The organism is Novosphingobium sp. BW1 (assembly GCF_008107685.1).
GTDB lineage: Bacteria > Pseudomonadota > Alphaproteobacteria > Sphingomonadales > Sphingomonadaceae > Novosphingobium.
This window is the reverse complement of sequence record NZ_VIRF01000063.1, coordinates 156,802-182,239: the sequence shown is the minus strand read 5'-3', so window position 1 is coordinate 182,239 and position 25,438 is coordinate 156,802. Positions and strand designations below refer to the sequence as shown.

The window sequence follows — 25,438 nt, the reverse complement described above, 5'->3', positions numbered from 1 at the left end:
CAAGGACGCGCGCCTGGACGCGCAGAAGGGATGGAGCGAGGCAGTGATCAAGGACCAGACCCGGAAGGCCGGACGCGGGCTGACAGCGCTCGTTGCGCTCGCCGTGCTGCTGACCGGCCTTGCCGTCTACATGATCCGCTTCGGCGGACCGATCGAGCGCAAGCACGCCCTCCAGAACGAGATGCTGGCCGACATCCTGCCGCCGCCAGCCTTCGTCGTCGAACCCTACCTCCAGGTCACGCAAGCCACCGCCAACCCGGGCAACGCCCCGCTCGTCCTCGAAGAGCTGGCGCGCCTCGAAGGCGAATTCCGCGAACGCCAGGCCTATTGGCAGGAGAACGATGTCCCCCCCGAAGTGCGCGACCAGCTGGCCCGCGTGATCCGGGTGGCCGATCATTTCTGGCGCATTGTCGATGGCAAGTTCGCCAAGGCCGCCAAGGGCCGTGACCGGGATGCCATGTACTGGATCCAGGTGCGCGAACTCTCCCCCATCTACAGCCGCCAGCGCCAGGAAGTGCTCAAGCTCGTCGCCCTTTCGCGCGCCTTCACCACGACCGAGATGCGCACCGACACCTGGATCACCACCGTCTGCCTGCTAGCCAGCGCTCTCATAGCCCTGCTGCTGGCCAGCGCCATTCCCTATGCGGCCCGGCGGATCGACCGCACGATCGTTACCCCGCTGGAGAACGCCAGCCGCAGCTTCGGACACCTCGCCTCGGGCGACTTCGACATCGTCATCGAAGGCACCGAGCGGCGCGACGAATTCGGCACGATGGCCCGCTCGATGGATGTCTTCCGCCGCGCCGGGATCGAGAAGGCCAGCGCGGAAGAGGAACAGCGGCGCGTGGTCGAGAATGTCTCGGTCGGCCTCCACAAGCTTGCCGCCAAGGACCTCGAATACCGCATCACCGAACCTTTCCCGGAAAGCTACGAGGCGCTGCGCATGAACTTCAACGAGGCGGTGACCGCGCTGTGCAAGGCCATGGGCACCGTGCGCGTCGGGGCCTCCAGCGTGATGAACGCGATCTCGGAGATCCGCGCGGGCTCGGACGACCTCGCCCAGCGCAACCAGCAGCAGGCCGCGAGTCTGGAGGAAACCGCCGCGGCCATGGCGCAGGTGACCACCCGCATTCGCGAATCGGCAGGTACCGCCGCCCAAGCGCGGGAGGCCATCACCACCGCCCACGACGAGGCCAGCCAAGGCGGCGAAGTGGTACGTGCGGCGGTCACCGCGATGTCCGCCATCGAGGCTTCGGCGCGCGAGATCTCGACCATCATCGACCTCATCGACGGCATCGCCTTCCAGACCAATCTCTTGGCCCTCAACGCAGGGGTCGAAGCCGCACGCGCGGGCGATGCAGGCAAGGGCTTCGCGGTCGTCGCCAACGAGGTGCGCGATCTCGCCCAGCGTTCAGCCGAGGCGGCGCACCAGATTAAGGCGCTCATCACCAAGAGCAGCGCGCAAGTGGAAGGCGGCGTTGAGCTGGTTGGTGAAACCGGCACCCGGCTCGAAGCAATCCTGGCGCAAGTGGGCGAACTGCGCAGCTTCATCGAGCAGATGGCCAGCTCTGCGCGCCAGCAGGCAAGCGACCTCGATCAGGTCAACACCTCGGTTAGCGAAATGGACCGAATGACCCAGCAGAACGCGGCCATGGTCGAGGAAACGACCGCTGCGACTCGAAGTCTGGAAAGTGAGGCGCGCGGCCTCAGCGAACTCATGTCGGGTTTCCGCACTCGCATGCGTGAGGCCCGCCCCGAGATAGCAGGACAGGGCGAGCCCTTGCGGCGCACCAGCGCGGCGGCTTGACCGGCCAGAAGAAAATAGATCCGAGGGCCATGGCCCTTGGGCTCCCCGAACGATCAAGCTCACCTTAGTCGCACCACTTTGGCCGAGGAAGGTGAGCTCGCCGGTTCGGGGGTCAAGGGGCTACGGCCCCTTGAAAAAGGACGTCCTGCTTACTCCGTATGCGCCTTCACCGTATCGGGCGCCGTATTTACCTCTTCGGCGTCGGTTGCGGTCTCGCTCGTGATCGGCACCGCGTTCACGTCGCTGTCGAGTTCCTCGCAGGCCTTGCGCACGCCCGCCGCGTAGTCGGGGTGGACCTTTTCAAGGACGGCGTACCAGCGCTCCTTTACGCCCGTCGAGCACGGCCCCATGGCCTGGGCGTAGTTGGTGTAGAGGCGCTGCTTCTGCTCGTCTGTGAACATTTCATAGAGTGCACGCGGCTGCGTGAAATCGTCCATCTCCTGCGGGTTGCCATAGCGGTCCATGTCGCCATCGATACGCAGCGGTGGCTCCTGCGCACCCGCATTGGCAACAGGCCCATCGTACTGATTAGGCTCGTAGTAGGCATCCGGGTTGCCGAAGTCGTTGGTGAAGAAGCGCATCGCGCCGTCCTTGTGGTAGTGATTCACCTTGGCGGCCTTGGCTGCGTTTGCGGGCAGCGCTTCGTAATGCGTACCCAGGCGATAGCGGTGCGCATCGGCATAGGAGAAGACGCGCGCCTGCAGCATCTTGTCCGGCGAGAAGGATATACCCGGCACGATATTCGAGGGGCTGAACGCCGCGTTCTCGACCATCTGGAAATAGTTGTCCGGGTTCTGGTTCATCTCCAGGACGCCCACCTCGATCAGTGGATAGTCGCCGTGAGGCCAGACCTTGGTGAGGTCGAAGGGGTTGTAGGGCGTCTTGAGCGCGTCCTCCTCGGGCATGACCTGGATGTAGAGCGTCCACTTGGGGTACTCGCCCTTCTCGACCGCGTTGTAGAGGTCCTCCTGATAGGATTCGCGCGTCTTGCCGATCAGCTTCTCGGCCTCGGCATTGGTGTAGAACTTGTGGCCCTGCTGGGTCTTGAAGTGAAACTTCACCCAGAAACGCTCACCGGCCGCGTTCCACATCGAGAAGGTATGGCTGCCATAGCCGTTCATGTGCATCGGGTTCTTCGGAATGCCGCGGTCCGACATCAGGATCGTCACCTGGTGCACGCTTTCGGGCTGGGCGGCCCAGAAGTCGAACATGGCCTCCGGGCTGCGCAGGTTCGTGCGCGGATGGCGCTTCTGCGTGTGGATGAAGTCGGGGAACTTGTAAGCATCGCGCACGAAGAAGACAGGCGTGTTGTTGCCCACCATGTCCCAGTTGCCCTCTTCGGTGTAGAACTTGAGGGAGAAACCGCGCACGTCGCGCTCGGCATCGGCTGCGCCTGCTTCGCCCGCGACGGTCGACCAGCGCGAAAGCACCTCGGTCTGCTTGCCCACCTCGGAAAACATCTTCGCGCAGGTGTACTTCGTGATGTCGTTGGTTACCGTGAAGGTACCCTGCAGGCCCCAGCCCTTGGCGTGGACGGTGCGCTCGGGGATTCGCTCGCGGTTCTGGTGGGCGAGCTTTTCCAAGAGTTGGTAATCCTGCATCAGCACCGGCCCGCGGGTGCCCGCGGTCAGCGAGTTCTCATTGGAGGGAACAGGGGCACCGGCGCTGGTGGTCAGGGTGGGCTTGTCGGCCATGGATAGGTCCTCTCGGCGATTGGGGGATTGCCAAGAAGAATGCGTCAGGCGCCCAAGTGGTTGCCGCAAGGCTTGCGATCAGCCTGATCGCCTGCGTCAATCAGACACAGCCCCAATCGATCCGTGTGCGCCCGTTCTTTTTCAAGAAGGCGTTGGTACGGCTGAAATGTCCGCATCCGAAGAACCCGCGGTGTGCCGAAAGCGGACTGGGATGCGGCGCCTGAAGGATGAGGTGCTGACTTTGCATCAGGCCCGGCACCCGCTGCGCCTTCTTCTGCGCATGCGAGCCCCAGAGCAGGAAGACGCACGGTTCGCGGCGCGCCGCGACCGCGGCCACGGCGGCATCGGTGATCGCCTCCCAGCCCCGCTTCTGGTGCGAACCGGCCTGTCCCGCCTCGACCGTCAGCGCGTTGTTGAGGAGCAGCACACCCTGGCGTGCCCAGCCCTCCAGATTGCCATGACCGGGCGCTGTCACACCGCAGTCACTGGCCAGTTCCTTGTAGATGTTGCCCAGCGAGGGGGGCACACGCACGCCCTTCTGCACCGAAAAGGCCAGCCCGTGCGCCTGTCCCGGCCCGTGATAGGGGTCCTGCCCCAGGATCACGACCTTGACCGCATCAAACGGGGTCAGTTCCAGCGCGCGCAAGCGGCTACCGCGCGGGGGATAGACGGTCTTGCCCCCCTCCTCCTCGGCTTGCAGCCAAGCGCCCAGACGGCGCGCCTCAGGGGCTTCCAGCACCGGGGCAAGTGCGGCGCGCCAGCTTTCCGGCACCGCCTCGGCGCCCTCGACACCGGCGTAGCCTTCCGATCCGCTCATCGCAAATTTCCTCCGCGCCCGGCAACAAGGTGGGCTTGCGACCATTGCGCAACCGACCGGCAATCCCTAAGCACTTTTGCATCATGGCTGTCTATCTCCACGAAGAAGATCTCCCCGAAGGCGTCCTGGCGCCGGGGCCCGTCGCCGTCGACACCGAGACGATGGGACTCATCACCCGCCGCGATCGCCTGTGCGTGGTCCAGATTTCCGATGGCGGCGGCGATGAGCATCTCATCCGCTTCGCGCCGGGCAGCGACTATGCCGCGCCCAATCTGAAGGCAGTCCTGGCGGACCCGGGGCGCCTCAAGCTCTACCATTTCGCGCGCTTCGACCTGGCCGCGATGGAGCACTACATGGGCGTGATGGCCGCACCGGTGTTCTGCACCAAGATCGCGAGCAAGCTGGTGCGTACCTACACCGACCGCCACGGTCTCAAGGACCTGGTGCGCGAACTTCTCGGTAAGGAAGTGTCCAAGCAGCAGCAGTCGAGCGACTGGGGCGCGCCGGACCTGTCCGACCCGCAGAAGGAATACGCGGCCTCCGACGTGCGCCACCTCCACGCGATGCACACCATTCTGGTCGAGCGCCTGGCCCGTGAGGGCCGCACCGAGATGGCGCAGGCCTGCTTCGACTTCCTTCCCGCCCGCGCGCGTCTCGACCTCGCCGGGTGGCCGGACCACGATATTTTCAGCCACCAAGCGGCTTGACGCTGCAGGAACCACGCGCCCATGTCTGAGGAAGCCAGACAAATCCGCAACCGCCGCCGGCACCTTGCCGCGCCCGGCGGCTCGCACGACCGCCTGGTGGGTTTTCTGGTGAAGGCCCTGCCCGCCGCGATCGGCGTGGTTGCGGCAGTGATGATCCTCGTGCCGCTCAGCCCGCGTGGCGAAGTCAGCTTCCTGCTCGACCGCAACAAGGTCGAGGTCACTGAAAACCGCCTCTCGGTCGACGATGCCGCCTACAGCGGCAAGGACGACCGGGGGCGCGACTTCACCGTCACGGCAGGCACCGCCGTACAGGAAAGTGCAGCCAGTCCCATTGTCGAGATGTTCGACCTTGCCGCCCGGATCGCGCTCAGCGACGGGCCGGGCGAGATCGCCGCCCCGCGCGGGCGCTACAACTACGACGAGGACCTCCTCGACGTCGATGGACCAGTCGATTTCGCCGCGAGCGATGGCTACCACATGACCGCAAACAACGTCTCGGTCGATATCGCATCCAAGCTCGCGCACGGATCCGGCGGCGTCGAAGGCCGGGTACCCAGCGGTACCTTCAAGGCCGAGACCATGCAGGCCGACCTCGAAGCGCGCACCGTAACCCTTGAAGGCAATGCCAAGCTGCGGATGACCCCCGGCAGCAAGCTGGAGATACCCCAATGACGTCCGTTCGCCTGCCCTCCCTTGCGCTGCGTTCGGCCCTTGCCCTCGCGATCCTGGCAACAGGCGGCCTTGTCGCCTCCCAGAGGATCGGGGCGCAGGCCCTCGAAGGCCACAACAGCGACGCACCGGTCGACTTTTCGGCCGACAAGATCGAACTGCAGGACCGTGAGGACCGCGTCGTCCTCACCGGCAATGTCGACATCCGACAGGCTGGACTGACGCTCAAGGCCGCGCGCACGGTGGTCAATTTCACCAACGCCGAGCGCCTCGAGGTCCAGCGTATCACCGCGACCGGCGGCGTGCGCGTGACCCGCCGCGACGAAGTCGCCACCGGCGACGTGGCGGTCTACGACTTCAACAAGCGTATCATCACCATGGTCGGCAACGCCTCGCTCAAACGCGGCAGCACCGACACGCTGCGCGGGGGACGGTTCGTGGTCGATCTCAAGACCGGCGTCTCCTCGGCCTCGGGCGGGCGCGTGCAGGGCACGTTCAACGTGCCCAAGTCGTCCAACTGACCACGGTCGATACGGCCACGAAAAAGCCCGCCCGGTCCTGGCGACCCGGCGGGCTTTTTCGTGCGTGTGCCTGGCTGAACGCGCGCTTAGAACGCGCGATCATGGACCAGCACGCGCAAGGTGAGGAAGATGATCTGCACATCGCGCATGATCGTCCAGCCTTCGAGGTATTCAAGGTCCGACTGCAGGCGATTGACGAGATCCGATTCCTTGTCGGTCGCCCCGCGATAGCCGCGCACCTGCGCAAGGCCCGACAGACCCGGCTTGAGGCTATGGCGCTGCCAGTAGCGCAGGTCTACCTCCCAGAACAGCTTGTCGCCCGCCAGCGAGCCCGTCGCGTGGGGGCGTGGGCCGACAAGGCTCATGTCACCCAAGAGCACGTTGAAGAGCTGGGGCAACTCGTCGATGCTGGTCTTGCGTATGAACTTTCCGACCGGAGTGATACGCTGGTCGTTCTTCGAGGCCGACTGGTTGCCGTCAGCATCGCACAAGGCTTCCGTCATCGAGCGGAACTTGTACATGTTGAAGAAGCGGTTACCGCGGCCCATGCGCCGCTGGACGAAGAGCACCGAGCCTCCGTCATAGAACTTCACGGCCAGCGCAATCACGATCAGAAGCGGGGAGAGCGCAAAGATGGCGGTGCCCGCGAAGGCGAGGTCGAACATGCGCTTGATCGCCCGCTCACGCAGCCCCAGCGGCCCTGCCGAAACCAAGAGGAGACCATGCTGGCCCGAAACCCTGGCCCCCTGCGCGCCGAGACGCACAACGACATCGTCGAGCACTTCACCATCGACGTTGGCGCCCTTGAGCATCATTGCCCATTCCGCACGGCGGCCGACCGGACAGCTTACAATCACGCGGTCGATATTGCGCAGCACCAGACCGAAACGGTCAAGCGCATCGGGATCCTTGAGATCGGGACGTAGCCCCATCGCGGTGGCCGAAACGCGAATGGCACCGGGGAAATCGACTTTGGGGCCGCCATCGTCAATGACCAGTTCGTTGAGCACCTGGGCGCCGCAGCGCCAGCGGACCAGGGCTCGCATCTGACGACGCGAAACGGCCATCAGGATCATCGCCGTGACGGAACCAAGGACAAAGGCGAGACGGGGCAGTTCGCCGGAGGGACGGATAAGGAACTGCACGAAGACCGCGACAGCCACCGACAGAGTCATCGCCATCATCGTGCGGGCCACACCGGACCAGGCGTTGCGCAGCGTGGTAAGCGAATAGCTGCCGTTGTAGAGGGCCAGTGTCAGAAAAATGGGAAGGACCAGCTGTCCATATACGAGCGCCCGCGAGAACCCGACCTGCCCGTGAATGGCCCAGCCGATCACCGCGAAACCGATTGCAATCGCCAGCATGTCGCCGAGCATGATGCCCAGGTAACACTGCAAGCGCCGCCGCACGAGAGCCGGCGCAACGGGGCTAACCCCTTGCTCCGGCGAGGTGTAGAGCATGGCACGTGGCGCAAACGGCGCATTCATGGATTTGGCACTCCTGACAGCCAGCTTCACCTTGCCCTGCCCCCCTGCGTTAGTTCGAAGACGGTAATGCTGCAACGCAATACGTATAGTCCCCATGGCCTCCAAGTAGCAATCGAAAAACCTTAAGTGGTTCTGCTTACGCGTTGCTTTGTAGATCCTATCGCCATTCGGGCAATTCGCACGAGACCATCGGCCAACAAAAGCTCTGAATCCTGACTATTGGACAGGAGATTTTGGTGCAGCGCAACAAGACGCGACACGAGACGGTCAAGACGCGGACCGCGCCAGACTCGCAATTGCTGCGCAAGGGCCGGTTTGTCTTTCCAGAACACGCGGCGCGCCTTGGCCTCGGATTCGAGCAGAACCCCCACATCACCGTTCGCCCCCAGTTGCGCATTGAGTGCGGCGAGTTGGGCCACACGCCGCTCCAACGCCAGCAACAGCCCCACCGGATTGATCTGCAGGTCGTGCATGCGTTTGAGTTCGGAGGCAAGCAGCTCCCGCTTGCCGCCCAAGATCGTGTCGACGAGTGGACCGAAGGCATCGTCCTCGGTCGAGGCGCCAATCGCATCGAGAGCCTCCATCGTCACCGCCTGCGGAGCCTCGGGCACGGCATCGAGATAGAGCGCCAGCTTCTCGACCTCGGAGCGCGCAAGACGCGTATCGAGCCCCGCCGCGCGCGCAATGCGCTGCGCGACCTCGCTCCCCATCTTGAGCCCAGCCCCGTTGGCCAGCGTGCGCACCGTAGTGGTCACCGAGGAAAGATCGGGCGGGTAGAACATGCCCACCAGCGCATCGCCGCGCCCTGCCAGCAGCTTGGCCGTACGCGACTTGTCGGTTGCGCCGGTCGCCACGATCAGGACCGGGCAACCCTCGACCTCATTCTCAATCAGGGTCTTGACCGCATCGTGCGCCTCGTCGCCTTGCGCGCGTACGTAGATATGCCGGGTGCCGCCGAACAGGGAGGTCGAGCGGGCCTCATCGCCCAGGCGCACCGGATCGCGGCGAAGCTCCGCCCCGCTCATCTCGATACGTTCGCCCGGATCGTCCAGGAGCGAGATGAGCTTCGCGGCCGCATCGCTCGCGCCCGATTCGTCAGGCCCGCACAAGAAGAACAGGCGGGCCTCACGCGCGACCCGGGCCGCAACCGAGGCGAAGTCCTTCTGAGTGGCCTTCACGGGACCTTACGGACGTGCATCGTCGCGCAGGCGCAGCGCGAGATTGGTTACGATGCGGTCGGCGACGTCCTTGGCCAGGTTCTCCAAAGCGCGCTGCTCGGCCGCGATGGTGGCGTAGTCGGAGGAGACCACGTCGATGCCCGCATCCGAGCCCGCAGTCGCGTCGACGACGATCTCGTCGCTAGCCGTGTCGACCAGCTGGAAGCGCGCGCGCAAGGTACGCCGCTCGCGCCCGATGGTGTCGTCCGAAAGGAGACCAAAGCCTTCGAGCTGGTCATCGAGGCGCACGTCGAGCCGGTAGCGCGGCGTGGTGCCCGCCGGCGGCTCGCCCATCTTGTCGATCAGCGCGTTGCGCAAGAGCCAGCCCGCACGCCCCTCTATCGCGGCGACCTGGATGTCGGAAAGGCCGCGCGCGACCTCCCCGCTGCCGCCGCCCGCATACATCGGCGAGAGGCCACATCCGGCCAGCGGAACGGCCAGCGCAAGCGCGGCGGCAAAGGCGCGAAGAGTCCTCACGCGACGATATTGACCAGACGGTCGGGCACGACGATCACCTTGCGAATTTCAGCGCCATCGATCGCACGCTGGACCTTCTCGCTGGCAAGCGCAAGCGCCTCGAGGTCGTCCTTCGACGCCCCCTTGGCCACCGTCAGCGTATCGCGCAGCTTGCCCTTGACCTGAACCGCGATGGTCACCTCGTCCTCGACCAGAAGCGCCGGGTCGACTTCGGGCCAGAGCGCTTCGGCGACGAGGCCCTTGCCGAAGGTAGCGTAGGCTTCCTCGGCCAGATGCGGCATCATCGGAGCGATGAGCAGCAGGAGTTCACGGATAGCGGTCGAGCGGCTTGCCGAAGGCTTGGCCTTCTCGACCGCGCCGGTCAGCTCGTAAATGCGCGCGACGGCCTTGTTGAAGCCGAGCGATTCGATGTCGTCAGCCACCGCCGCGATGGTCTGGTGCAGCTTGCGGTCGAGCGTCTTGTCGGCCCCTTCAGCGCCAGCGTCGAACTGGGCAAAGAGCCGCCACAGACGCTGCACGAAGCGCGCGCAGCCCTCGATCCCGGCTTCCGACCAGGGCAGGTCGCGCTCGGGCGGGCTGTCGGACAGCATGAACCAGCGAATCGCGTCGGCGCCGTACGTCGCGACGATCTCGTCAGGGTCGACCACGTTCTTCTTCGACTTGGACATCTTGATGACCTTGCCGACCTCGATGGTCGAGCCATCGGCCTTCAAGGTGGCGACGCGCTTGTCCCCGTCCTGCCCCACATCGACCTCGGACGGCGCGAAGAACACATCGCGCCCGCCTTCCTTGCGCGAATAGACCTCGTGCGTGACCATGCCCTGCGTGAACAGGCTGGCGAACGGCTCCTTCACATCAACAAGGCCGATGCGCGCGAGCGCGCGGGTCCAGAAACGGGCGTAGAGCAGGTGCAGGATCGCGTGCTCGATGCCGCCGATGTACTGCTCGACCGGGAGCCACTTCGCGATAGCTTCCTTGTCGAAAGGCTTGTCGCCGGGCTGGCTGGCAAAACGCAGGAAATACCACGAAGAATCGGCAAAGGTGTCGAGCGTGTCGGTCTCGCGCCGCGCCGCATGGCCGCACTGCGGGCAGTCGACATGCTTCCAGGTCGGATGGCGTTCGAGCGGGTTGCCCGGCGTCTGGAAATCGACGTCCTCGGGGAGCGTGACGGGCAGGTGCTTCTTGGGCACCGGCACCACGCCGCAGACCTCGCAATGGATGAACGGGATGGGCGTACCCCAGTAGCGCTGGCGCGAGATGCCCCAGTCGCGCAGGCGCCACACCGTCTTGCCTTCGCCCCAGCCTCCGTCCTGGGCACGGCGAATGACCTCGGCCTTGGCCTCGGCCACGCTCATGCCGTTAAGGAAGTCGGAGTGGACAAGAATGCCGTCGCCGGCTTCCGCTTCGCCCGAGAAGGGCGTGTCGGCGTCCTCGGCATTGGCCGCGACGACGCGCAGGATTGGCAGTTCGTACTTGGTGGCGAACTCGAAGTCGCGCTGGTCGTGGCCCGGAACAGCCATGACCGCGCCGGTGCCGTAGTCCATCAGCACGAAGTTGGCGATGAACACCGGAAGCTCTGCCCCGGTGAAGGGGTGTTTCGCGGTGATCCCGGTGTCGAAGCCCAGCTTCTCGGCGGTTTCCAACTCGGCTGCGGTGGTGCCGCCGCGCTTGCACTCGGCGATGAATTCCTGCGCCGCGGTGTTGTCTCTGGCCACGCCCTGCGCGATCGGGTGATCGGCCGCGACCGCGACGAAGCTGGCGCCAAAGATGGTGTCGGGCCGGGTCGAATAGACTTCGACCAGGCCGCCGTCCGAAAGGTCGAAGCGAAACTGCAGGCCCTGGCTCTTGCCGATCCAGTTCTCCTGCATCGTGCGGACCTTCTCGGGCCACTTGTCGAGGCTGCCAAGCCCCTCGAGCAGTTCGTCGGCAAAGTCGGTGATCTTGAGGAACCACTGGTTGAGCTTGCGCTTCTCGACCAGCGCGCCCGAGCGCCAGCCGCGCCCGTCGATGACCTGCTCGTTGGCGAGCACGGTCATGTCGACCGGGTCCCAGTTCACTGCGGATTCCTTGCGGTAGACAAGGCCGTGCGCATACATGTCGAGGAACAGCGCCTGCTCGTGGCCGTAATATTCGGGCTCGCAGGTGGCAAGCTCGCGCGACCAGTCGAGCGCGAAGCCCAGGCGCTTCAATTGCGCCTTCATGTTGGCGATGTTGTCGCGCGTCCAGCCGCCCGGATGGACGCCCTTTTCCATAGCCGCGTTCTCAGCCGGCATGCCAAACGCGTCCCAGCCCATCGGGTGGAGCACCTCATGGCCGCGCATGCGCTTGTAACGCGCAAGGACGTCGCCCATCGTGTAGTTGCGCACGTGACCGATATGGATGCGGCCCGAAGGATAGGGGAACATCTCCAGGACGTAGCTGCGCGGCTTCGTCGAGGTGTCGTCCGCCTTGAAGCACTGGGCTTCGTCCCACGCTGCCTGCCAGCGGACATCCGCCTGCGCCGGGTCGAACCGCTCGGTCATTTCAGTCTGGTCTCCTGCAAGGACCCTTGCGGCCCTTGCGTTCTTTTATGGTGGAGGCCCCCTCGCAGGGGACCTTTCGAAAGTCGGCTTGGGCCGGCGTAGGGCCGGATCAGCCGCCGACCGAATCGCGGCGCAGGTCGCGCGCACGGGTCAGGATCACGTTTTCCAGCTTCTGAACGGTCGCGGCCTGAACCGGCGCACCGACCCAGCCATCGCCCTGGCGGACCTGACGCGCGGCCGAGACACGCAGCGCATCGGCGCGCAGGTCCTGGTCGAGGATCGTCACCGATACCTTCACGCGCTCGCTCGGCTTGTCCGGGTTCACGTACCAGTCGGTGATGATCACGCCGCCATTGCTATCGGACTGAACCAGCGGCATGAACGAGAGCGAATCGAGGCTCGCGCGCCACAGGTAGCTGTTCACGCCGATGGTGGTGACATGCGAAGGCGCCAGCGCGCCCGACACGTCATTCTTCTTGCCGCCACAGCCGGCCAGCGCGAGGGCTGCGGCCACGCATACCGCGGCGGTCATCGTCTTGCGCGGGGCGAAAAGGCCGAATTCAGTGCTGCCTGTCATTTTACTTCCCGGTTCCTGATCTGTGTCGGCAGGGATCGGCCCAGAGGTTGCCCCTGCGGTCCCCGACATGTTGCATTGCCTCTATAACCGCCATTGCCTCGGAGCAAGAGCGCCCTTGCCTTTGATGCTGCCGCAAGCGGGACAGCCCAGGCCGTGAGCGGGCCTGGATCTGGCGCCCTGTAGAGCTGCTGGCCGGTAAACCCCCGATGAATGGTGGCCGGCCCTCGTCCTCGGACTCCCTCTTGAGCCACGCCGTTGCGATCACCATTTCCCCTTCCGGGCCAGACTGTGTTAAGAAGAAGCGTGCCAGAGCAAAACGCAATGACCAAGGCCAGTACGCTGGCCATCCCAAGGGAGTGCCTCGACGTGACCGCGCAGACCCCTGCCCCCCCGACAGAAGCTCCGGCCGCTTCGCGCGGCGGTGTGCGGGCAGGTGCCCTGCTGGCGGGATCAGTCGGCCTGCTCGCGCTGCCCAGCGCGGTCATGGCCTTTTCCGCGTCGTTCCATGGCGAAGATCCGCAACGCGAAAGCCTGAACTCGTTGGAATCGCAGGCCACCAGCGAAACGCTCTCGCGCGCCGTCGCCATGCGCTCGCTCGCCAAGGGTGGCGAATTTGCCTTTACTCCGGCCGGCACGCCGCATCGCCCCGAACGCTCGGTGCTGGTAGTCGTGCGCGACGATCCGGTTGCGGCCAAGGCGATCATCGTGCGCGGGCGCTACGAGGCGCCCAAGGCGGAAAGCCCGCGCGCGGCCGCCAACCCGCAAATCGCCGCCAGCTCGTTCAGCCTGGGTACGTCGCGCGGATACCAGAACTTTGCACAGGAACTCGTCAAGCCTTCGGAGAAGCGCTCCGTAGCCGCCCTCCCCGACCTCCAGTCCTACAGCCTGACGCCGGGCACCAAGGAGGAAAAGGAATCGCGCTTCACCCCCCGCATCTCGATTGACGAAAAGCGCGCGGCGGGGCGTGCCCCGCGCACGTTCGCGGGGATCGAGGGCGAGGTGGACCTGGGCGGCGCGTACCGCGTAGCCAAGAACCTCAACGTGACGGCGGGCGTGCGTTATTCGCAGGACCGGGAACGCCTGCAGCCGCTCACCGATGGGCGTCAGGACAGCCAGGCGGTTTATGTCGGAACCCAGTTCAGCTTCTGACACTATTGCTAAATTGTTGAAATGCGGTCTCTAGCCGCCTATAATTCGCAGGCACGCAAGCGCAGTTGCACTTGTCGCACCATCAATTCGCCAGGACGAATGCAAATATCGCCACACTGAGCTTGCCGCATTCATATTCCTTTCTTAGCAATGTGCTTCGTGGATGCACACGAAAGCGAAAGGCTGAATATGGCACGCGTTGCGATTGTTACTGGCGGCACCCGCGGTATCGGAGAGGCTATTTCCCTGGCTCTGCAGGACAGGGGCCACAAGGTTGTTGCGAGTTACGCAGGCAACGATGAAAAAGCCAAGGCCTTTACCGACAAGACGGGAATTCCGGCCTACAAGTGGGACGTGGGCGACCACGAAGCGACGCTGGAAGGCGTGGCAAAGGTCGCCGAGGAAGTCGGTCCGGTCGACATCGTCGTCAACAACGCAGGTATCACCCGCGACGGCGTGCTCCACAAAATGAGCTTCGAGGACTGGAACGAGGTGATGCGCATCAACCTCGGTGGGTGCTTCAACATGGCCAAGGCCACCTTCCCGGGCATGCGCGAGCGCAGGTGGGGCCGCATCGTCAACATCGGCTCGATCAACGGCCAGGCCGGCCAGTACGGCCAGGTCAACTACGCCGCAGCCAAGTCGGGCATCCATGGCTTCACCAAGGCGCTGGCCCAGGAAGGTGCCAAGTACGGCGTTACCGTCAACGCGATTGCACCGGGCTACATCGACACCGACATGGTCGCAGCCGTGCCCGCACCGGTACTGGAAAAGATCGTCGCGAAGATCCCGGTCGGACGCCTCGGCCACGCCTACGAGATCGCCCGCGGCGTCGCCTTCCTGTGCTCGGAAAACGCCGAGTTCGTGACCGGCTCGACGCTGTCGATCAACGGCGGCCAGCACATGTACTAAAATAAGGGGGCAGCCTGGACGGACCTACCTTCCAGGCCCCCCATCAGGACACGACGTCCTGCTTCAAGTGGCCATCGCCCCTTGCCCCCAAAACGGGCGACCTCACCTTTCTCGACGAAGGGTGCGCACGGAAGGTGCGCTGGACAGGTTGGGGAGCCTGAGGGCGAGGACCCTCGGAAATCTTCCTTTTTCCGACTTGAGGTCAGGACATCCAGTAGCCGACCACCTTCCAGCGTCCCCCTGCCAAGCTGAGCGAGACGGTCTCGATCACGTTCGCCTTGTGGGCGAATTCGCTCTGGAACTTGACCACCTTGAGCGCGCTCGGCGGGCCGGGCACGGCCTGTTCGCCCAACAGACGCCGGGTAACGATATCACCAAGCGGCGGGCGCACCTGCGCGGCCAGGCTTGCCCAGCGCGCGGCCGTGTTCTGGGCCTGGAAGGCCTCTCCGGTTTCGGACCAGCTTCTCTTCCATTCTCCTTCGTCGACAAGGCGTAGCCAAGCGCGCGCGGAATCCACAGATGCGCTCTCGACGCCTTGTACATCGGGTGCGGACGGGAGCGAAGAGGAAGGGCTCTGCATCAGGAGAGCAGCAACAAGAGCAAGCGACACGGCAAGGACTCCACCGAGCGCCCAGACCAGAAGGAGCCGGGTCTTCGAAGCGCGGTTCGGCTCCTCCCGGTCTGCCGTGCGATCCGGGCGGGACGCAGCCCCCATTTCCGTGTCCCCTTGCGACTGGGGGGGGCGAGTCCGCTCCCCGCCCTTCCTCGGGATCCAAGACCATACGGGCGGCTTCGCGGCTGCTCGATACCGCCATCTTGCGCCGCGCGTTGCGCAGGCGCTCGCGGATCGTGTGGACCGACAGTTCGAAGTGGCGTGCCAGGGACTTGGCGTCGTGCCCGCGCGCCATCAGCCGCAGCGTTTCCTTCTCCCGCTCGGTCAGCGCCGCGTAGCCGTCCTGAAGATCCCCTTCTGCCATGATCCCATCCCTCTCCACGCTTCCGTGCTATCACTTGCTCGGCGAAACCTAGAGAGCGCCCCACATGCACGGCACCCCAAAAAAATCGTAGGCGGCCCGGGGGCGTGCCCCTATTGCATGGGGATGGCCTCCCCCTTTCACCCACCCGTCAAACGCTCGGTGGAAATCGCCGGACACAAGACCTCGATCAGCTTGGAGCCGGTGTTCTGGGACGCGCTCGTCTCGGCCGCCGAGGAAGAACGCGTGCCGATCAACGCGCTTGTCGCGCGCATCGACCTCGAACGTGCACAAGCTGAAGTCCCTCCCGGCCTTGCGAGCGCGATCCGGGTCTGGTTGATGCTACGCTTTGCAGGTTCCGTGACCCCGCTTGAAGATTAAGGTGGCACTGCAATTCGAAAATAATTCCGAGGCCATCGACGTCGGGCTCCCCACCCCGTCTAGCTTGCCTTTCGCGCGCCACCCTGGCTGAGAAATGTGGACTGGCCCGTTTTGGGGTCAACGGGCGATGGCCCCTTGAATTCTGACGTCCTGCTATCTTCTTCGTCCCAGCCACCCAGGCTTGCGACGCCCCAACGGGAAAGGGGCGGAAAGCCTTTCGGCCCCGCCCCTCGGGTACGCTGCATCAGGGACATGCAACTGCGTTGTCAGTAGTTGGCGACCGCGTCGCTGGCCGGGAAGGTCTCGTCGAGAGCTTCGTCGGTCTTGGACCACGTCTTGGGCGTGGTTTCCATGTTGGCCGCACCCGCATCGCGAACCTTGGGCGTGTCGCCCTTGTCCTTCTGCGTGTACTTGTAGAACGCGTAGCCTGCCGCACCGAGCGCGGCCATTCGCATAAGGCCCATTGTCCAATCTCCTCTCAGGCGCCCTTGCGGGCGTTTGAAGGGAGAATGCACAAGGGGCCCATACGGTTCCTCAATCGGCGCCGATACGTTCGATCTGCGCGCCGAGCAGCGCAAGTTTTTCTTCCAGACGCTCGTAGCCGCGGTCGAGGTGGTAGAGGCGGTGCACCTGGGTCTCACCCTCGGCAGCAAGCCCCGCGATGACAAGACTCATCGAGGCGCGCAGGTCCGTCGCCATGACCTCCGCGCCGGTCAGCGTATCGACGCCATGGACGACGGCGGTGCGGCCCTTGGTCTCGATATGCGCGCTCATGCGGTTGAGCTCGGGCACGTGCATGTAGCGGTTCTCGAAAATCGTCTCGGTAAGAACGCTGGAGCCTTCCGCCTTGCACAAGAGCGCCATGAGCTGGGCCTGCATGTCCGTGGCAAAGCCGGGGAACGGCGCGGTCGAGAGCGTGACCGGACGCAAGGGGCCATTGGCCGCGACGTAAAGGCCATCCTCGCGCGGCTCGACGAGCACGCCCGTATCGCGCAGCGCCTGCACGGTAGCTTCCATGTCCTCGATCCGCGCGCCCTTGAGGAGGACCTCGCCGCCCGTGATCGCTGCGGCGCAGGCATAGGACCCCGCCTCGATGCGGTCCGGCATGACCATGTAGGTCGCCCCGTGCAGGCGCGGCACGCCATGGATGGTGAGATCCGACGTGCCGATGCCCTCGATCCGGGCGCCCATCGCGGTGAGCAGGTTGCACAGGTCAACGATTTCCGGCTCGCGCGCGGCGTTGTGAAGGGTCGACTTGCCCTTGCACAGGACCGCGGCCATCAGCGCGTTCTCGGTCGCGCCGACCGAGACCACCGGAAACGAGAAGCGTCCGCCGGGAAGGCCGCCATCGGGCGCAATCGCCTTCACGTAACCCGCCGCCATCTCGATCTGCGCACCCAGCGCCTCGAGCGCCTTCAAATGCAGGTCGATCGGGCGGTTGCCGATGGCGCAGCCACCAGGCAGCGAAACGGTCGCCTCGCCCATGCGCGCGAGCATGGGGCCCAGCACCAGGATCGAGGCGCGCATCTTGCGCACCAGATCGTAGGGCGCCACCGTGCTGGTGATGCGGGTGGCCTGCAGGGTCATCACGCGGCCGAAGTCCTCCGGCCGCGAGCCCGCGATGGCCGTCGAGATGCCGAACTGATTCATAAGGTGCTGGAAGCCGTCGATGTCCGCAAGTCGCGGCAGATTGCGCAGCGTCAGCGGCTCCTCGGTCAGCAGCGCGCAGGGCAGCAGCGTGAGCGCCGCGTTCTTTGCGCCGGAAACGGGAATAGTGCCGGAAAGGCGTTTGCCGCCGTGAATAACGATCTTGTCCATTCCCTCCCATTTAGCGGGATTTGCCGCGCCAGCAAGCGCGCAACCATTGGCAAGCCAGTGTGTTTGTGGAAGGGCTTGGTTGCACTGCAGCGTCGAAAGCGCTTTAATTGCATTGCAACATCTAAAGGGTACTGCGAGGTCCATGACTGCCAACAACTTCAGAAAGCCTGTCCGCAAAGCCGTATTCCCGGTGGCCGGACTTGGAACCCGCTTCCTCCCCGCAACTAAAGCCATACCGAAAGAGCTTCTCCCAGTCGTTGATCGTCCGCTTATTCAATATGCGGTGGACGAAGCACGCGAAGCCGGGATCGAGGAATTCGTGTTCGTGACTGGTCGCGGCAAAACAGCGATTGTCGAGCACTTCGATACAGCCTATGAACTCGAAGCCACGATGACAGGTCGTGGCAAGTCGCTGGAACCGCTCGAGCCCACGCGCATGAAGCCCGGCAACCTCGTCACCGTGCGCCAGCAGGTGCCTCTGGGCCTGGGCCATGCGGTCTGGTGCGCCCGCGCCGTCACCGGCGATGAACCCTTCGCGATCTTCTTGCCCGACGAACTCATGTACGGCTCGCCGGGCTGCATGGCCCAGATGGTTGAGGCCTACAACGAAGTCGGCGGCAACCTGGTCTCGGTGCTCGAAGTGCCCGAGAACGAGGTCTCCAGCTACGGCGTTATCAAGCCCGGTGCAGTGAATGGAAAGCTGACCGAAGTGAAGGGCCTCGTCGAGAAGCCGAAGGTAGAAGACGCGCCCTCCAACAAGATCGTTTCGGGCCGCTACATCCTCCAGCCCGAAGTCATGGGCCTGCTCGCCAGCCAGGACAAGGGTGCGGGCGGCGAGATCCAGCTGACCGACTCGATGGCCAAGCTGATCGACACCCAGCCCTTCCACGCCGTCACCTTCGAGGGCCAACGCTTCGACTGCGGCTCGAAGCTGGGCTTCGTCGAAGCCACGCTCTCGATAGCCCTAGACCGCGAGGACATGGGCGAGGACGTGCGCGCGATGGCCAAGCGCATCCTGGGCTGATTGACCCGGATATTGCTGCAAAAAAGGGGCGCTGTTCACACGAACAGCGCCCCTTTTTTGAGCTAGCAGAAAGAGAAATCCGAGGGCCATCGCCCTCGGGCGCCCCCACTGGCTGCCTCACCTTTCGCGCGCCAAGCTGGCTGAGAAAGGCGAGGTTGCCAATTTCAGGGTCAAGGGGCGATGCCCCCTGAAAAGGAACGTCCTTTCTTCGCCTCACTCCGAAGCCGGAATCACCTCGATACCAAGCGGCGCGGCGCCGTTGACGATGGCCACGAGGCGATCGATGTTAGGGTGCGCGCCCGGATTGGCCCGCGCGTCCTCGACCATCTCGGCAAAGATGGCGAGACCATGGTCGGCGGCCTTGGCATCAAGCGTGCCGAATTCCTGCTGGAGGTACTGGTAGAGCGCCAGCGAGCCCTTCTTGCCCGGCGCGTTGGGGATCGTGTCGAGCACCGCGCCGGTCCCGTCGACGAAGTCGATGCGTTCCACACCCTCGATTGAGGGAAGCTGGGCAAGGTTGTCCTTGAAGGTGTCGGTGGGGGTAATCATCGGCGGCCTTTCCGCAAGAATTCATCAGGGTTCAAGGCCGCGCCCGTAGCAGTACCCTGCCCTGCCGACCATCCTTGCCGGGCCCCTTCGCGCCAGACGATTACTTGCGGACCGGATCGGCGAGGCGCCCCATGATCGCGGCAACGTAGGCCTGCGTTTCGCGAATGCGGGGGATGCCGCCCGCCTGCGCCACTCGTCGGGGCCCTGCGTTGTAGGCCGCAAGCGCCTTCTCAATATCGCCGCCGAAGGTGTCGAGCTGTTCGCGCAGGTAGCGCGCACCGCCCTCCAGGTTCGCCTGCGGGTTGTCGGCATCCACGCCCATCTGCTGCGCGGTCCCGGGCATGAGTTGGGCAAGCCCTCGCGCACCCGCGTGCGAGCGGGCGCCCTCGTTCCAGCGGCTTTCCTGCCAGATCACGGCTTCCAGAAGCGCCGGGCTGATGTCGTACTTGGCGGCCAGCTGCGCGACATGCGCGCGCCAGCGTTCAGGCCCGGCCGCATCGAGCGCCTGTGTGAGCGAAGCCTGGTCGATGGCGAGCGCGTCCTCGTCCAGGGCCAGTTCCGGTTCGGCGTTCGGCTGCGGGCCACCTGCCACCCACTGTGCGCCCGACTGCCCGATTTCGAGCACGTCGGCCTGCGCGGGAAACGAGGCGAACACAGCAAGGCTGGCGGCGCCTGCCACCAGTGCGAATCGCTTGGCGCGATGCGGTGCCCACCCGTGTTTCATCCCGCCATCCTTACTTCAGGAACGCGTCGGCGGACAGGCTGTTTGCAGCCCACCCGCCGCGCGCCGTCAGTCGAGCTTCAGGGCCGCACGAATGGCGTCCCACGCCACCAGCTTGAAGTTCTGGGCATGGGGCGCGTTGTCGCCGTCCTGCGCCATGAACACGCCGCCCGGATACTGGGGTCCGAAATCACCCAGGGCGACTTCGATCCCGTCGGTCTCGCTGGTACCGCCAAGATCGCCGCCATTGATGCGGAAGCGTCCAGCGTTGGCGCCGCCCGGCAGCGTGAAGACCGCATAGGCGCTGTCGCCCTGGCTGGAGGCCAGAAGCCAGGCCCTGCCATCCTCGCTGCGCGCCAGCGCGAGGCCCTCGACATCGTCGACAAGACCGTCCTGCGCCCCGACCTTGGCCAGCGCTTCGGGCACGAGCATGGCAGCCCCTAGGTCGACCTGCCAGATCCCGACGTCCTCCTCGGCGAGGTAGAGCGTCTGGGTGGCATCGTCGATCACGCAGCCCTCGGCCTGCGTCCCGACCTTGATTTCGCGCGTGAAGGCCGCCCGGATGGCGCCATTCGCCTCGGTGAGCGCGCTCTCGGCCACGGTCCCGTCCTTCATCACGACGTAAGCGCGGGCCAGTTCCCCCTCGCCCAACGGCGCGCCCATGCAAAAGCCATAGGCCTCCATCGCGCGGTGCCCCGATGCAAGGAAGCTCTGCGTACCCAGGTCGCGAAGCTTGCCCGTGGCCGTGTCGAGCCAGAACAGCGCGATGCGCGGCTCGGCTTCATCGCCCCGGTCACTTGCCGCGACCAGCACCGCCGTCTGCCCGCTGGCCAGAGTCACTTCGCGCAGGTCCACGTTGTTGAGACGGCCCGCAGCGGCAAAATCGCGCACCTCGCCGTCCAAGCCATAGACGTAAAGACCCGCCTTCTTGTCCGTGCCCAGCACCAGGCTCGCCGAAGGATCGGCCCGGTTGCGCCAGATGGCCGGATCATCGGCGGCATCGTCGTTGACGGTGCCCACCGGCTTCGTCTCACCACTCGCAGGCACCTCGACGGCGGGTAGCCGCACGGCCGGTTCCTCGGAGGTGGTCGCGCAGGCGCCAAGCAGAAGGGCCGGGAGCAATGCGCCCGACCCCTGCTTCACGATCATTCGGAGAGTCGTGAAAGGTATTTTCATCAGAAGTTCACCCGTGCACCGAACTTCACCGTGGGACCATACTTTTCGAACTGCAGCAGACGCTGCGAGCCAGCGAGGTTCTGGTAGGCGAAGTACTTGGCGTTGTTGATGTTGATGACGTCGAGCGTGAGGCGCACGTTCTCGGTGACACGCACCTTGCCCGAGAAGTCGAGCTGGAAGTGGTTGTCGACGTAGCGGTCTTCGGTCACGTCGTCGCCCACCTCGTCGAGGTAGCGATCGCGGTAGGTGCCCGAGAAGCGCAGGTTGAGCGGGCCCTTCTGGTAGCCCAGCACCGCGTTGAAGGTGTTCTTCGAAGTGCTCGGCAGCGAGATTGAACGCCCATCGGCCAGCTCGCCCTTCGAGTGGGTGTAGGTGTAGTTCACCTGGGTCAGCAGGCCGTCGAAGGGCGCGGGCAGCATCGAGAACGCCTGGCTGTAGCTGGCCTCGAAGCCCACGATCTCGGCGGTCTCGCCGTTGAGCGCGGTGCGGAACTCGTCGTAGGTGCGGCCCTCATAGGTGTAGTCGTCGAAGGTCTGCGTGTAGGTGTAGTTGTCGATCGACTTGTAGAAGCCGTTGAAGGTCAGCGCGCCGTTCGAGGAGAAGTAGTACTCCACGCCCGCATCGAAGTTCCACGACATGAAGGGCTGCAGATCGGGGTTGCCGAACTCGGCCTCGTTGTCCTCGTTGACGATGTTGCGCGGGGCCAACTCGGAGAACTTGGGCCGCACGAGGCTCTTCGAGCCGGCGATGCGCGCCACGATGTTGTCTTGCGGCGAGTAGCGCACGGTCAGGCTGGGCAGCCAGTCGGTGTAGCTGCGCTTGTAACGCAGGGCTTCGACAGGCGGCAGCTCGAAGTTGTCCTCATCGTCCGTGACGGTGCTGCCTTCAAGCGTGTTCTTCGTGTGCTCCATGCGCACGCCGCCCACCACGCGCAGGTCGCTCGAGTCCCAACGGGCAAGCGCGTAACCGGCGTAGATGTCTTCCTTCACGCGGTAATCGCTGACCGCCGAATCGTAGGCCGAGCCGTAAGTGTCGATTTCCAGCGTGTCGCCGTACTGCGCGAGGAAGTCCTTGCCCGCGCCCTTGTAGCTGACCGGCCCGAGGTCGATGTCGGCGAGGCGGTAGGTCTGCTCGCCCGTCCAGCCTTCCATCGTGTAGGGAATGTCGCCGTCCTTGTAGGTGGTGACATTGAAGTCATAGGACTTCGTGCGCCAGCGCGCCTTGCCGCCCGCCTGCAAGGTCAGGTCGCCGGTGCCCATCGCGAAGGTGCGCGCAAGGTCGGCCTTGATCGCCCATTCCTCGTCCTGGCTGTCCGAGAGAGTGGTGTGGTCGATCTTGTCGAACTCGTAGGAGTCCGGATCGTTGAGCAGCGCCGCGCCGCTCGAGGCGGTGTAGGTCGGCACGCGGCGGTCCGAGTAATCCCAGTCGATGGTCAGGCCATCGCCCTCGAAATCGCGCTTGAAGCGGATCGGGTCGACCGAGTTGTTCTCCAGTTCGGTGGACTTCGACCAGCTGGCAACCCAGTTGAACTTCCAGGTGCCGGTGTCGGTGTCGCTGCCCAGCGCGACGGTGCGGATGCGCTGGCGTTCGAAACGGTCCTTGAGGTCGCGCTCGACGGTGATCTCGCCGTCTTCGTCGCTGAAGCTGGGGCCGTTCGCACCAAAGGCGCTCGGATCCTCGCCGAAGTCGAAGGTGGTGCGGTTGCGGTATTCGTGGTCGTCGAACTGGCTCCACACGCCCTTGATGTAAGCGGTGGTGGTGTCCGACGCGCGCCAGTCGAAGTTAAGGTTGGCGTTGAGGCGCTTACGCTTCACGTCGTAATCGCGGTATTCCACCGTCGGGCTGAAGGCCTCGCCGTCGGCCTCGTCCCAGAAATCGGACTCGACGTTGTCGGTCTCGAACTTGCGCTCGTAGTAGCTGATGCCGCCCGAGACGCCAAAGCTGTCACCGACCGGCGCCGAGAAGCTGAACGCGCCCTTCGGGGTCACCGTGTCGGCGTAGTCGTTGTAGCTGCCCTCGGCGGTGACGGTGAAGGTCGGCTTCTTGAGATCGAAGGCGCTGGTGGTCTTGATCTCGATCGAGGCGCCGATGGTGTCGGCGTCCATGTCGGGGGTCAGCGACTTCTTGATGGTGACCGATTCGATAAGGTCGGAGGAGACCACGTCGAGCGCGACGCCGCGCGAATCGGATTCGGGCGCGGGCACGCGCACGCCGTTGAGCGAGGTCGCGTTGAGATCGGGAGCCAGGCCACGAACCGAAACGTAGCGGCCTTCGCCCTGGTCGTTGAGGATGTTGACACCCGGCAGGCGGCGCAGCGATTCCGCGACATTCTGGTCGGGGAACTGGCCGATGGCATCGCGCGTCAGCACCGAGGAGACACCGTCCGCCGCCTTCTGACGCGAGAGCGAACTTGCCAGGTTCGCGGTCTGACCGACAACCAGGATCGCCTCGCCGCCGATGCCGGCAAGCGCGAAGTTGCCCTCGACACGGCCGGTGGTGGGGACCGAGACGGACTTGGTCTCGACGATCGCGCCGACGTAGGTCACCTCAAGGGTGTAGTCCCCGGCGGGAACGTCGCCGAAGATGTAGCTGCCATCGCGGCTCGTCTCGACGATGCGGTTGAGCTCGACGATGCGCACGCTTGCCGACTGCAGCGCGCGGGTGCCCGTGGCATCCGCGACGTGACCGGCGACCTCGCCAGCGTGAGCCATGACCGGAAAGGCGGCGGTGGCGAGCAGCCCTGCAAGAATGCGGACGGAATTTTTCATAAGGAAGAGAGCCCCTGTGTACCCTGATCAAACGTGTTTGAAGGGCCCCCTAGGTGCGCAATATGACAGGCAAATGCTGTTATTCTGTCAGTTCCATGACAGGTGCGACACGCTCGCATGACAGCAACCCACGGGAACAGGCAGGAAAAAGACGCATCGCAGATGCTGCAATGCGACATATGGATATCTCTGGAAAAAGGAGGAATGGTGCTGCTGGGGAGGATTGAACTCCCGACCTCACCCTTACCAAGGGTGCGCTCTACCACTGAGCTACAGCAGCGCCGAACCGGGCGCTGAAAATTTCAAAGCGCCGTCCTGGAAAATCGACTTCTCTTCGCGGGGGAAGTGAAGCGTCCCGAGGACAGGGGGGCGCTATTGGTCGTGCCGGAATGGATTGTCAAGCGCTGCTTGCACTTTCTCGTGAGCAGGGCCATTGCACAGGCCATGAGCGGTCCCGACAAATCCTCTGCCAAGCCCGACAAGTCTGCGGTTTCCGGGGGGAAGAACCTGACCCGCGAGGAACGTCTCGCGGCCAAGCTGCGTGAGAACCTGCGACGCCGCAAGGCGCAGGCCCGCGCCACCACCGCGTCCGAATCGGCCGGATCCGACAGCGAATCGGCAAGCGACTCGCTCTCACCGCGCGCCGGAGACGAATCACGCAGGCTTCCCAAACCGCCCCCGGAAAGCTAGGGGCTTGCGCCAAGACCCGTAGCCTTGCCCGCACGGTGCATCAGCCGGATGCCACCGGGGCGACGATACCAGCAAAGGATACCTGCCTTGCCCCGTCTGATCCTTGTCCGCCACGGCCAGAGCCAGTGGAATCTTGAAAACCGCTTCACCGGCTGGTGGGATGTCGATCTTACCGAGAAGGGGGAAGAGGAAGCGCGCGCGGCCGGGCGTCTGCTCAAGGACAAGGGCATGCTGCCCACAGTGGCGTTCACCTCGCTCCAGACGCGCGCGATCAAGACGCTGCACTATGCGCTGGAAGCCGCGGGCATCCTGTGGGTTCCGGAAACCAAGGACTGGCGCCTGAACGAGCGTCACTACGGCGGCCTCACCGGCCTCAACAAGGCCGAGACCGCTGAGAAGCACGGCGAGGACCAGGTCAAGATCTGGCGCCGCAGCTTCGACACGCCCCCGCCGGTGCTCGAACGCGGCAGCGAATTCGATCTGGCTTCCGACCCGCGCTACGCCGGGATCGACGTGCCCCAGACCGAGAGCCTCAAGGACACCATCGCGCGCGTCCTGCCCTACTACAAGAGCAGCATCGTGCCGCACCTCAAGACGAGCGCGGACGCCTGCGTGATCGTCTCGGCGCACGGCAACTCGCTGCGCGCGCTGGTCAAGCACCTCTCGGGCATCTCCGACGAAGAGATCACCGGCCTCGAGATCCCGACCGGCCAGCCGATCGTCTACGATCTCGACACCGACCTTGCGGTTCTCGACCGCTACTACCTCTCGGAGCGCTAAG

The 25,438-nt window shown here is 64.7% G+C and carries 24 protein-coding genes, 1 tRNA gene and 1 pseudogene; 10 read left to right on the top strand and 16 right to left on the bottom strand.

Annotation, left to right across the window (positions count from 1 at the left end):
- Positions 1-43 precede the first annotated feature (43 nt).
- Positions 44-1,807, top strand: coding sequence for a methyl-accepting chemotaxis protein (locus tag FMM79_RS08510; RefSeq protein WP_148627061.1), 1,764 nt, complete (start codon positions 44-46; stop codon positions 1,805-1,807).
- 149 nt (positions 1,808-1,956) lie between these two features.
- On the opposite strand, the gene FMM79_RS08505 is transcribed toward FMM79_RS08510, so the two are convergent.
- Positions 1,957-3,501 (bottom strand): catalase, encoded by a 1,545-nt coding sequence (locus FMM79_RS08505; protein WP_148627060.1) that lies wholly within the window; start codon positions 3,499-3,501, stop codon positions 1,957-1,959.
- Positions 3,502-3,601: 100 nt separating this feature from the next.
- Entirely contained in the window at positions 3,602-4,318 is a 717-nt protein-coding gene (gene ung / locus FMM79_RS08500) for a uracil-DNA glycosylase (protein ID WP_148627059.1), read from the bottom strand.
- Positions 4,319-4,401: 83 nt separating this feature from the next.
- Between ung and FMM79_RS08495 the strand changes: the two genes are divergently transcribed.
- From FMM79_RS08495 to FMM79_RS08485, 3 genes are read left to right on the top strand one after another with little or no spacing between them, the layout of a single operon-like run.
- Positions 4,402-5,025 (top strand): ribonuclease D, encoded by a 624-nt coding sequence (locus FMM79_RS08495; RefSeq protein ID WP_148627058.1) that lies wholly within the window; start codon positions 4,402-4,404, stop codon positions 5,023-5,025.
- 21 nt (positions 5,026-5,046) lie between these two features.
- Positions 5,047-5,697, top strand: coding sequence for an LPS export ABC transporter periplasmic protein LptC (locus FMM79_RS08490; protein WP_148627057.1), 651 nt, complete (start codon positions 5,047-5,049; stop codon positions 5,695-5,697).
- Positions 5,694-6,215 (top strand): LptA/OstA family protein, encoded by a 522-nt coding sequence (locus FMM79_RS08485; protein WP_148627056.1) that lies wholly within the window; start codon positions 5,694-5,696, stop codon positions 6,213-6,215. The genes FMM79_RS08490 and FMM79_RS08485 overlap by 4 nt, the downstream gene beginning before the upstream one ends.
- A gap of 86 nt (positions 6,216-6,301) precedes the next feature.
- On the opposite strand, the gene FMM79_RS08480 is transcribed toward FMM79_RS08485, so the two are convergent.
- From FMM79_RS08480 to FMM79_RS08460, 5 genes are all read right to left on the bottom strand, one after another.
- Positions 6,302-7,702, bottom strand: coding sequence for a sugar transferase (locus FMM79_RS08480; protein ID WP_148627055.1), 1,401 nt, complete (start codon positions 7,700-7,702; stop codon positions 6,302-6,304).
- A gap of 122 nt (positions 7,703-7,824) precedes the next feature.
- Positions 7,825-8,880, bottom strand: a complete 1,056-nt coding sequence (gene holA / locus FMM79_RS08475; protein ID WP_148627054.1) for a DNA polymerase III subunit delta — start codon at positions 8,878-8,880, stop codon at positions 7,825-7,827.
- Positions 8,881-8,886: 6 nt separating this feature from the next.
- On the bottom strand, positions 8,887-9,396 hold the full coding sequence (gene lptE, locus FMM79_RS08470; RefSeq protein ID WP_148627053.1) for an LPS assembly lipoprotein LptE: 510 nt from the start codon (positions 9,394-9,396) through the stop codon (positions 8,887-8,889).
- Positions 9,393-11,918, bottom strand: coding sequence for a leucine--tRNA ligase (gene leuS, locus FMM79_RS08465; protein WP_148627052.1), 2,526 nt, complete (start codon positions 11,916-11,918; stop codon positions 9,393-9,395). The genes lptE and leuS overlap by 4 nt, the downstream gene beginning before the upstream one ends.
- 109 nt (positions 11,919-12,027) lie before the next feature.
- Positions 12,028-12,495, bottom strand: coding sequence for a DUF3576 domain-containing protein (locus tag FMM79_RS08460; protein ID WP_148627051.1), 468 nt, complete (start codon positions 12,493-12,495; stop codon positions 12,028-12,030).
- Positions 12,496-12,816: 321 nt separating this feature from the next.
- On the opposite strand from FMM79_RS08460, the gene FMM79_RS08455 reads away from it, so the two are divergent.
- Together FMM79_RS08455 and phbB are read left to right on the top strand one after the other, a co-directional pair.
- Positions 12,817-13,644, top strand: coding sequence for a hypothetical protein (locus tag FMM79_RS08455; protein WP_240339060.1), 828 nt, complete (start codon positions 12,817-12,819; stop codon positions 13,642-13,644).
- A gap of 189 nt (positions 13,645-13,833) precedes the next feature.
- Positions 13,834-14,556, top strand: a complete 723-nt coding sequence (phbB, locus tag FMM79_RS08450; protein ID WP_148627050.1) for an acetoacetyl-CoA reductase — start codon at positions 13,834-13,836, stop codon at positions 14,554-14,556.
- Positions 14,557-14,758: 202 nt separating this feature from the next.
- Here phbB and FMM79_RS08445 read toward each other — a convergent pair whose 3' ends face one another.
- Positions 14,759-15,271 carry a DUF4019 domain-containing protein gene (locus FMM79_RS08445; protein ID WP_240339059.1) on the bottom strand — a complete coding sequence of 171 codons (513 nt, stop codon included), beginning with the start codon at positions 15,269-15,271 and terminating at the stop codon, positions 14,759-14,761.
- A gap of 73 nt (positions 15,272-15,344) precedes the next feature.
- Positions 15,345-15,533, bottom strand: a pseudogene (locus FMM79_RS22235) (LuxR C-terminal-related transcriptional regulator); the annotation flags it as partial.
- A gap of 123 nt (positions 15,534-15,656) precedes the next feature.
- On the opposite strand from FMM79_RS22235, the gene FMM79_RS08440 reads away from it, so the two are divergent.
- Positions 15,657-15,911 carry a ribbon-helix-helix domain-containing protein gene (locus tag FMM79_RS08440; RefSeq protein ID WP_148627049.1) on the top strand — a complete coding sequence of 85 codons (255 nt, stop codon included), beginning with the start codon at positions 15,657-15,659 and terminating at the stop codon, positions 15,909-15,911.
- Between the two features lie 266 nt (positions 15,912-16,177).
- On the opposite strand, the gene FMM79_RS08435 is transcribed toward FMM79_RS08440, so the two are convergent.
- Both FMM79_RS08435 and murA read right to left on the bottom strand, forming a co-directional pair.
- Positions 16,178-16,375 (bottom strand): hypothetical protein, encoded by a 198-nt coding sequence (locus FMM79_RS08435; protein ID WP_148627048.1) that lies wholly within the window; start codon positions 16,373-16,375, stop codon positions 16,178-16,180.
- A 70-nt stretch (positions 16,376-16,445) separates the two neighbouring features.
- Positions 16,446-17,729, bottom strand: coding sequence for a UDP-N-acetylglucosamine 1-carboxyvinyltransferase (gene murA / locus FMM79_RS08430; protein WP_148627047.1), 1,284 nt, complete (start codon positions 17,727-17,729; stop codon positions 16,446-16,448).
- A 142-nt stretch (positions 17,730-17,871) separates the two neighbouring features.
- Between murA and FMM79_RS08425 the strand changes: the two genes are divergently transcribed.
- Entirely contained in the window at positions 17,872-18,753 is an 882-nt protein-coding gene (locus FMM79_RS08425; protein WP_148627046.1) for a UTP--glucose-1-phosphate uridylyltransferase, read from the top strand.
- 213 nt (positions 18,754-18,966) lie between these two features.
- Here FMM79_RS08425 and FMM79_RS08420 read toward each other — a convergent pair whose 3' ends face one another.
- From FMM79_RS08420 to FMM79_RS08400, 5 genes are all read right to left on the bottom strand, one after another.
- Entirely contained in the window at positions 18,967-19,302 is a 336-nt protein-coding gene (locus FMM79_RS08420) for a DUF2322 family protein (protein WP_148627045.1), read from the bottom strand.
- A 100-nt stretch (positions 19,303-19,402) separates the two neighbouring features.
- Positions 19,403-20,026 (bottom strand): lytic transglycosylase domain-containing protein, encoded by a 624-nt coding sequence (locus FMM79_RS08415; protein ID WP_148627044.1) that lies wholly within the window; start codon positions 20,024-20,026, stop codon positions 19,403-19,405.
- Positions 20,027-20,092: 66 nt separating this feature from the next.
- Positions 20,093-21,172 carry a phytase gene (locus FMM79_RS08410; RefSeq protein WP_240339058.1) on the bottom strand — a complete coding sequence of 360 codons (1,080 nt, stop codon included), beginning with the start codon at positions 21,170-21,172 and terminating at the stop codon, positions 20,093-20,095.
- A gap of 26 nt (positions 21,173-21,198) precedes the next feature.
- Positions 21,199-23,967 (bottom strand): TonB-dependent receptor, encoded by a 2,769-nt coding sequence (locus FMM79_RS08405; protein ID WP_148627042.1) that lies wholly within the window; start codon positions 23,965-23,967, stop codon positions 21,199-21,201.
- Positions 23,968-24,172: 205 nt separating this feature from the next.
- A tRNA-Thr gene (locus FMM79_RS08400) sits at positions 24,173-24,247 on the bottom strand.
- A gap of 164 nt (positions 24,248-24,411) precedes the next feature.
- On the opposite strand from FMM79_RS08400, the gene FMM79_RS08395 reads away from it, so the two are divergent.
- Both FMM79_RS08395 and gpmA read left to right on the top strand, forming a co-directional pair.
- A complete protein-coding gene (locus tag FMM79_RS08395) occupies positions 24,412-24,657 on the top strand; it encodes a hypothetical protein (protein ID WP_205466563.1) in 246 nt (81 codons plus the stop codon).
- Between the two features lie 87 nt (positions 24,658-24,744).
- Positions 24,745-25,437: a 2,3-diphosphoglycerate-dependent phosphoglycerate mutase gene (gene gpmA, locus FMM79_RS08390; protein ID WP_148627041.1), complete on the top strand. Its 693-nt coding sequence runs from the start codon at positions 24,745-24,747 to the stop codon at positions 25,435-25,437.
- Position 25,438: the final 1 nt, after the last annotated feature.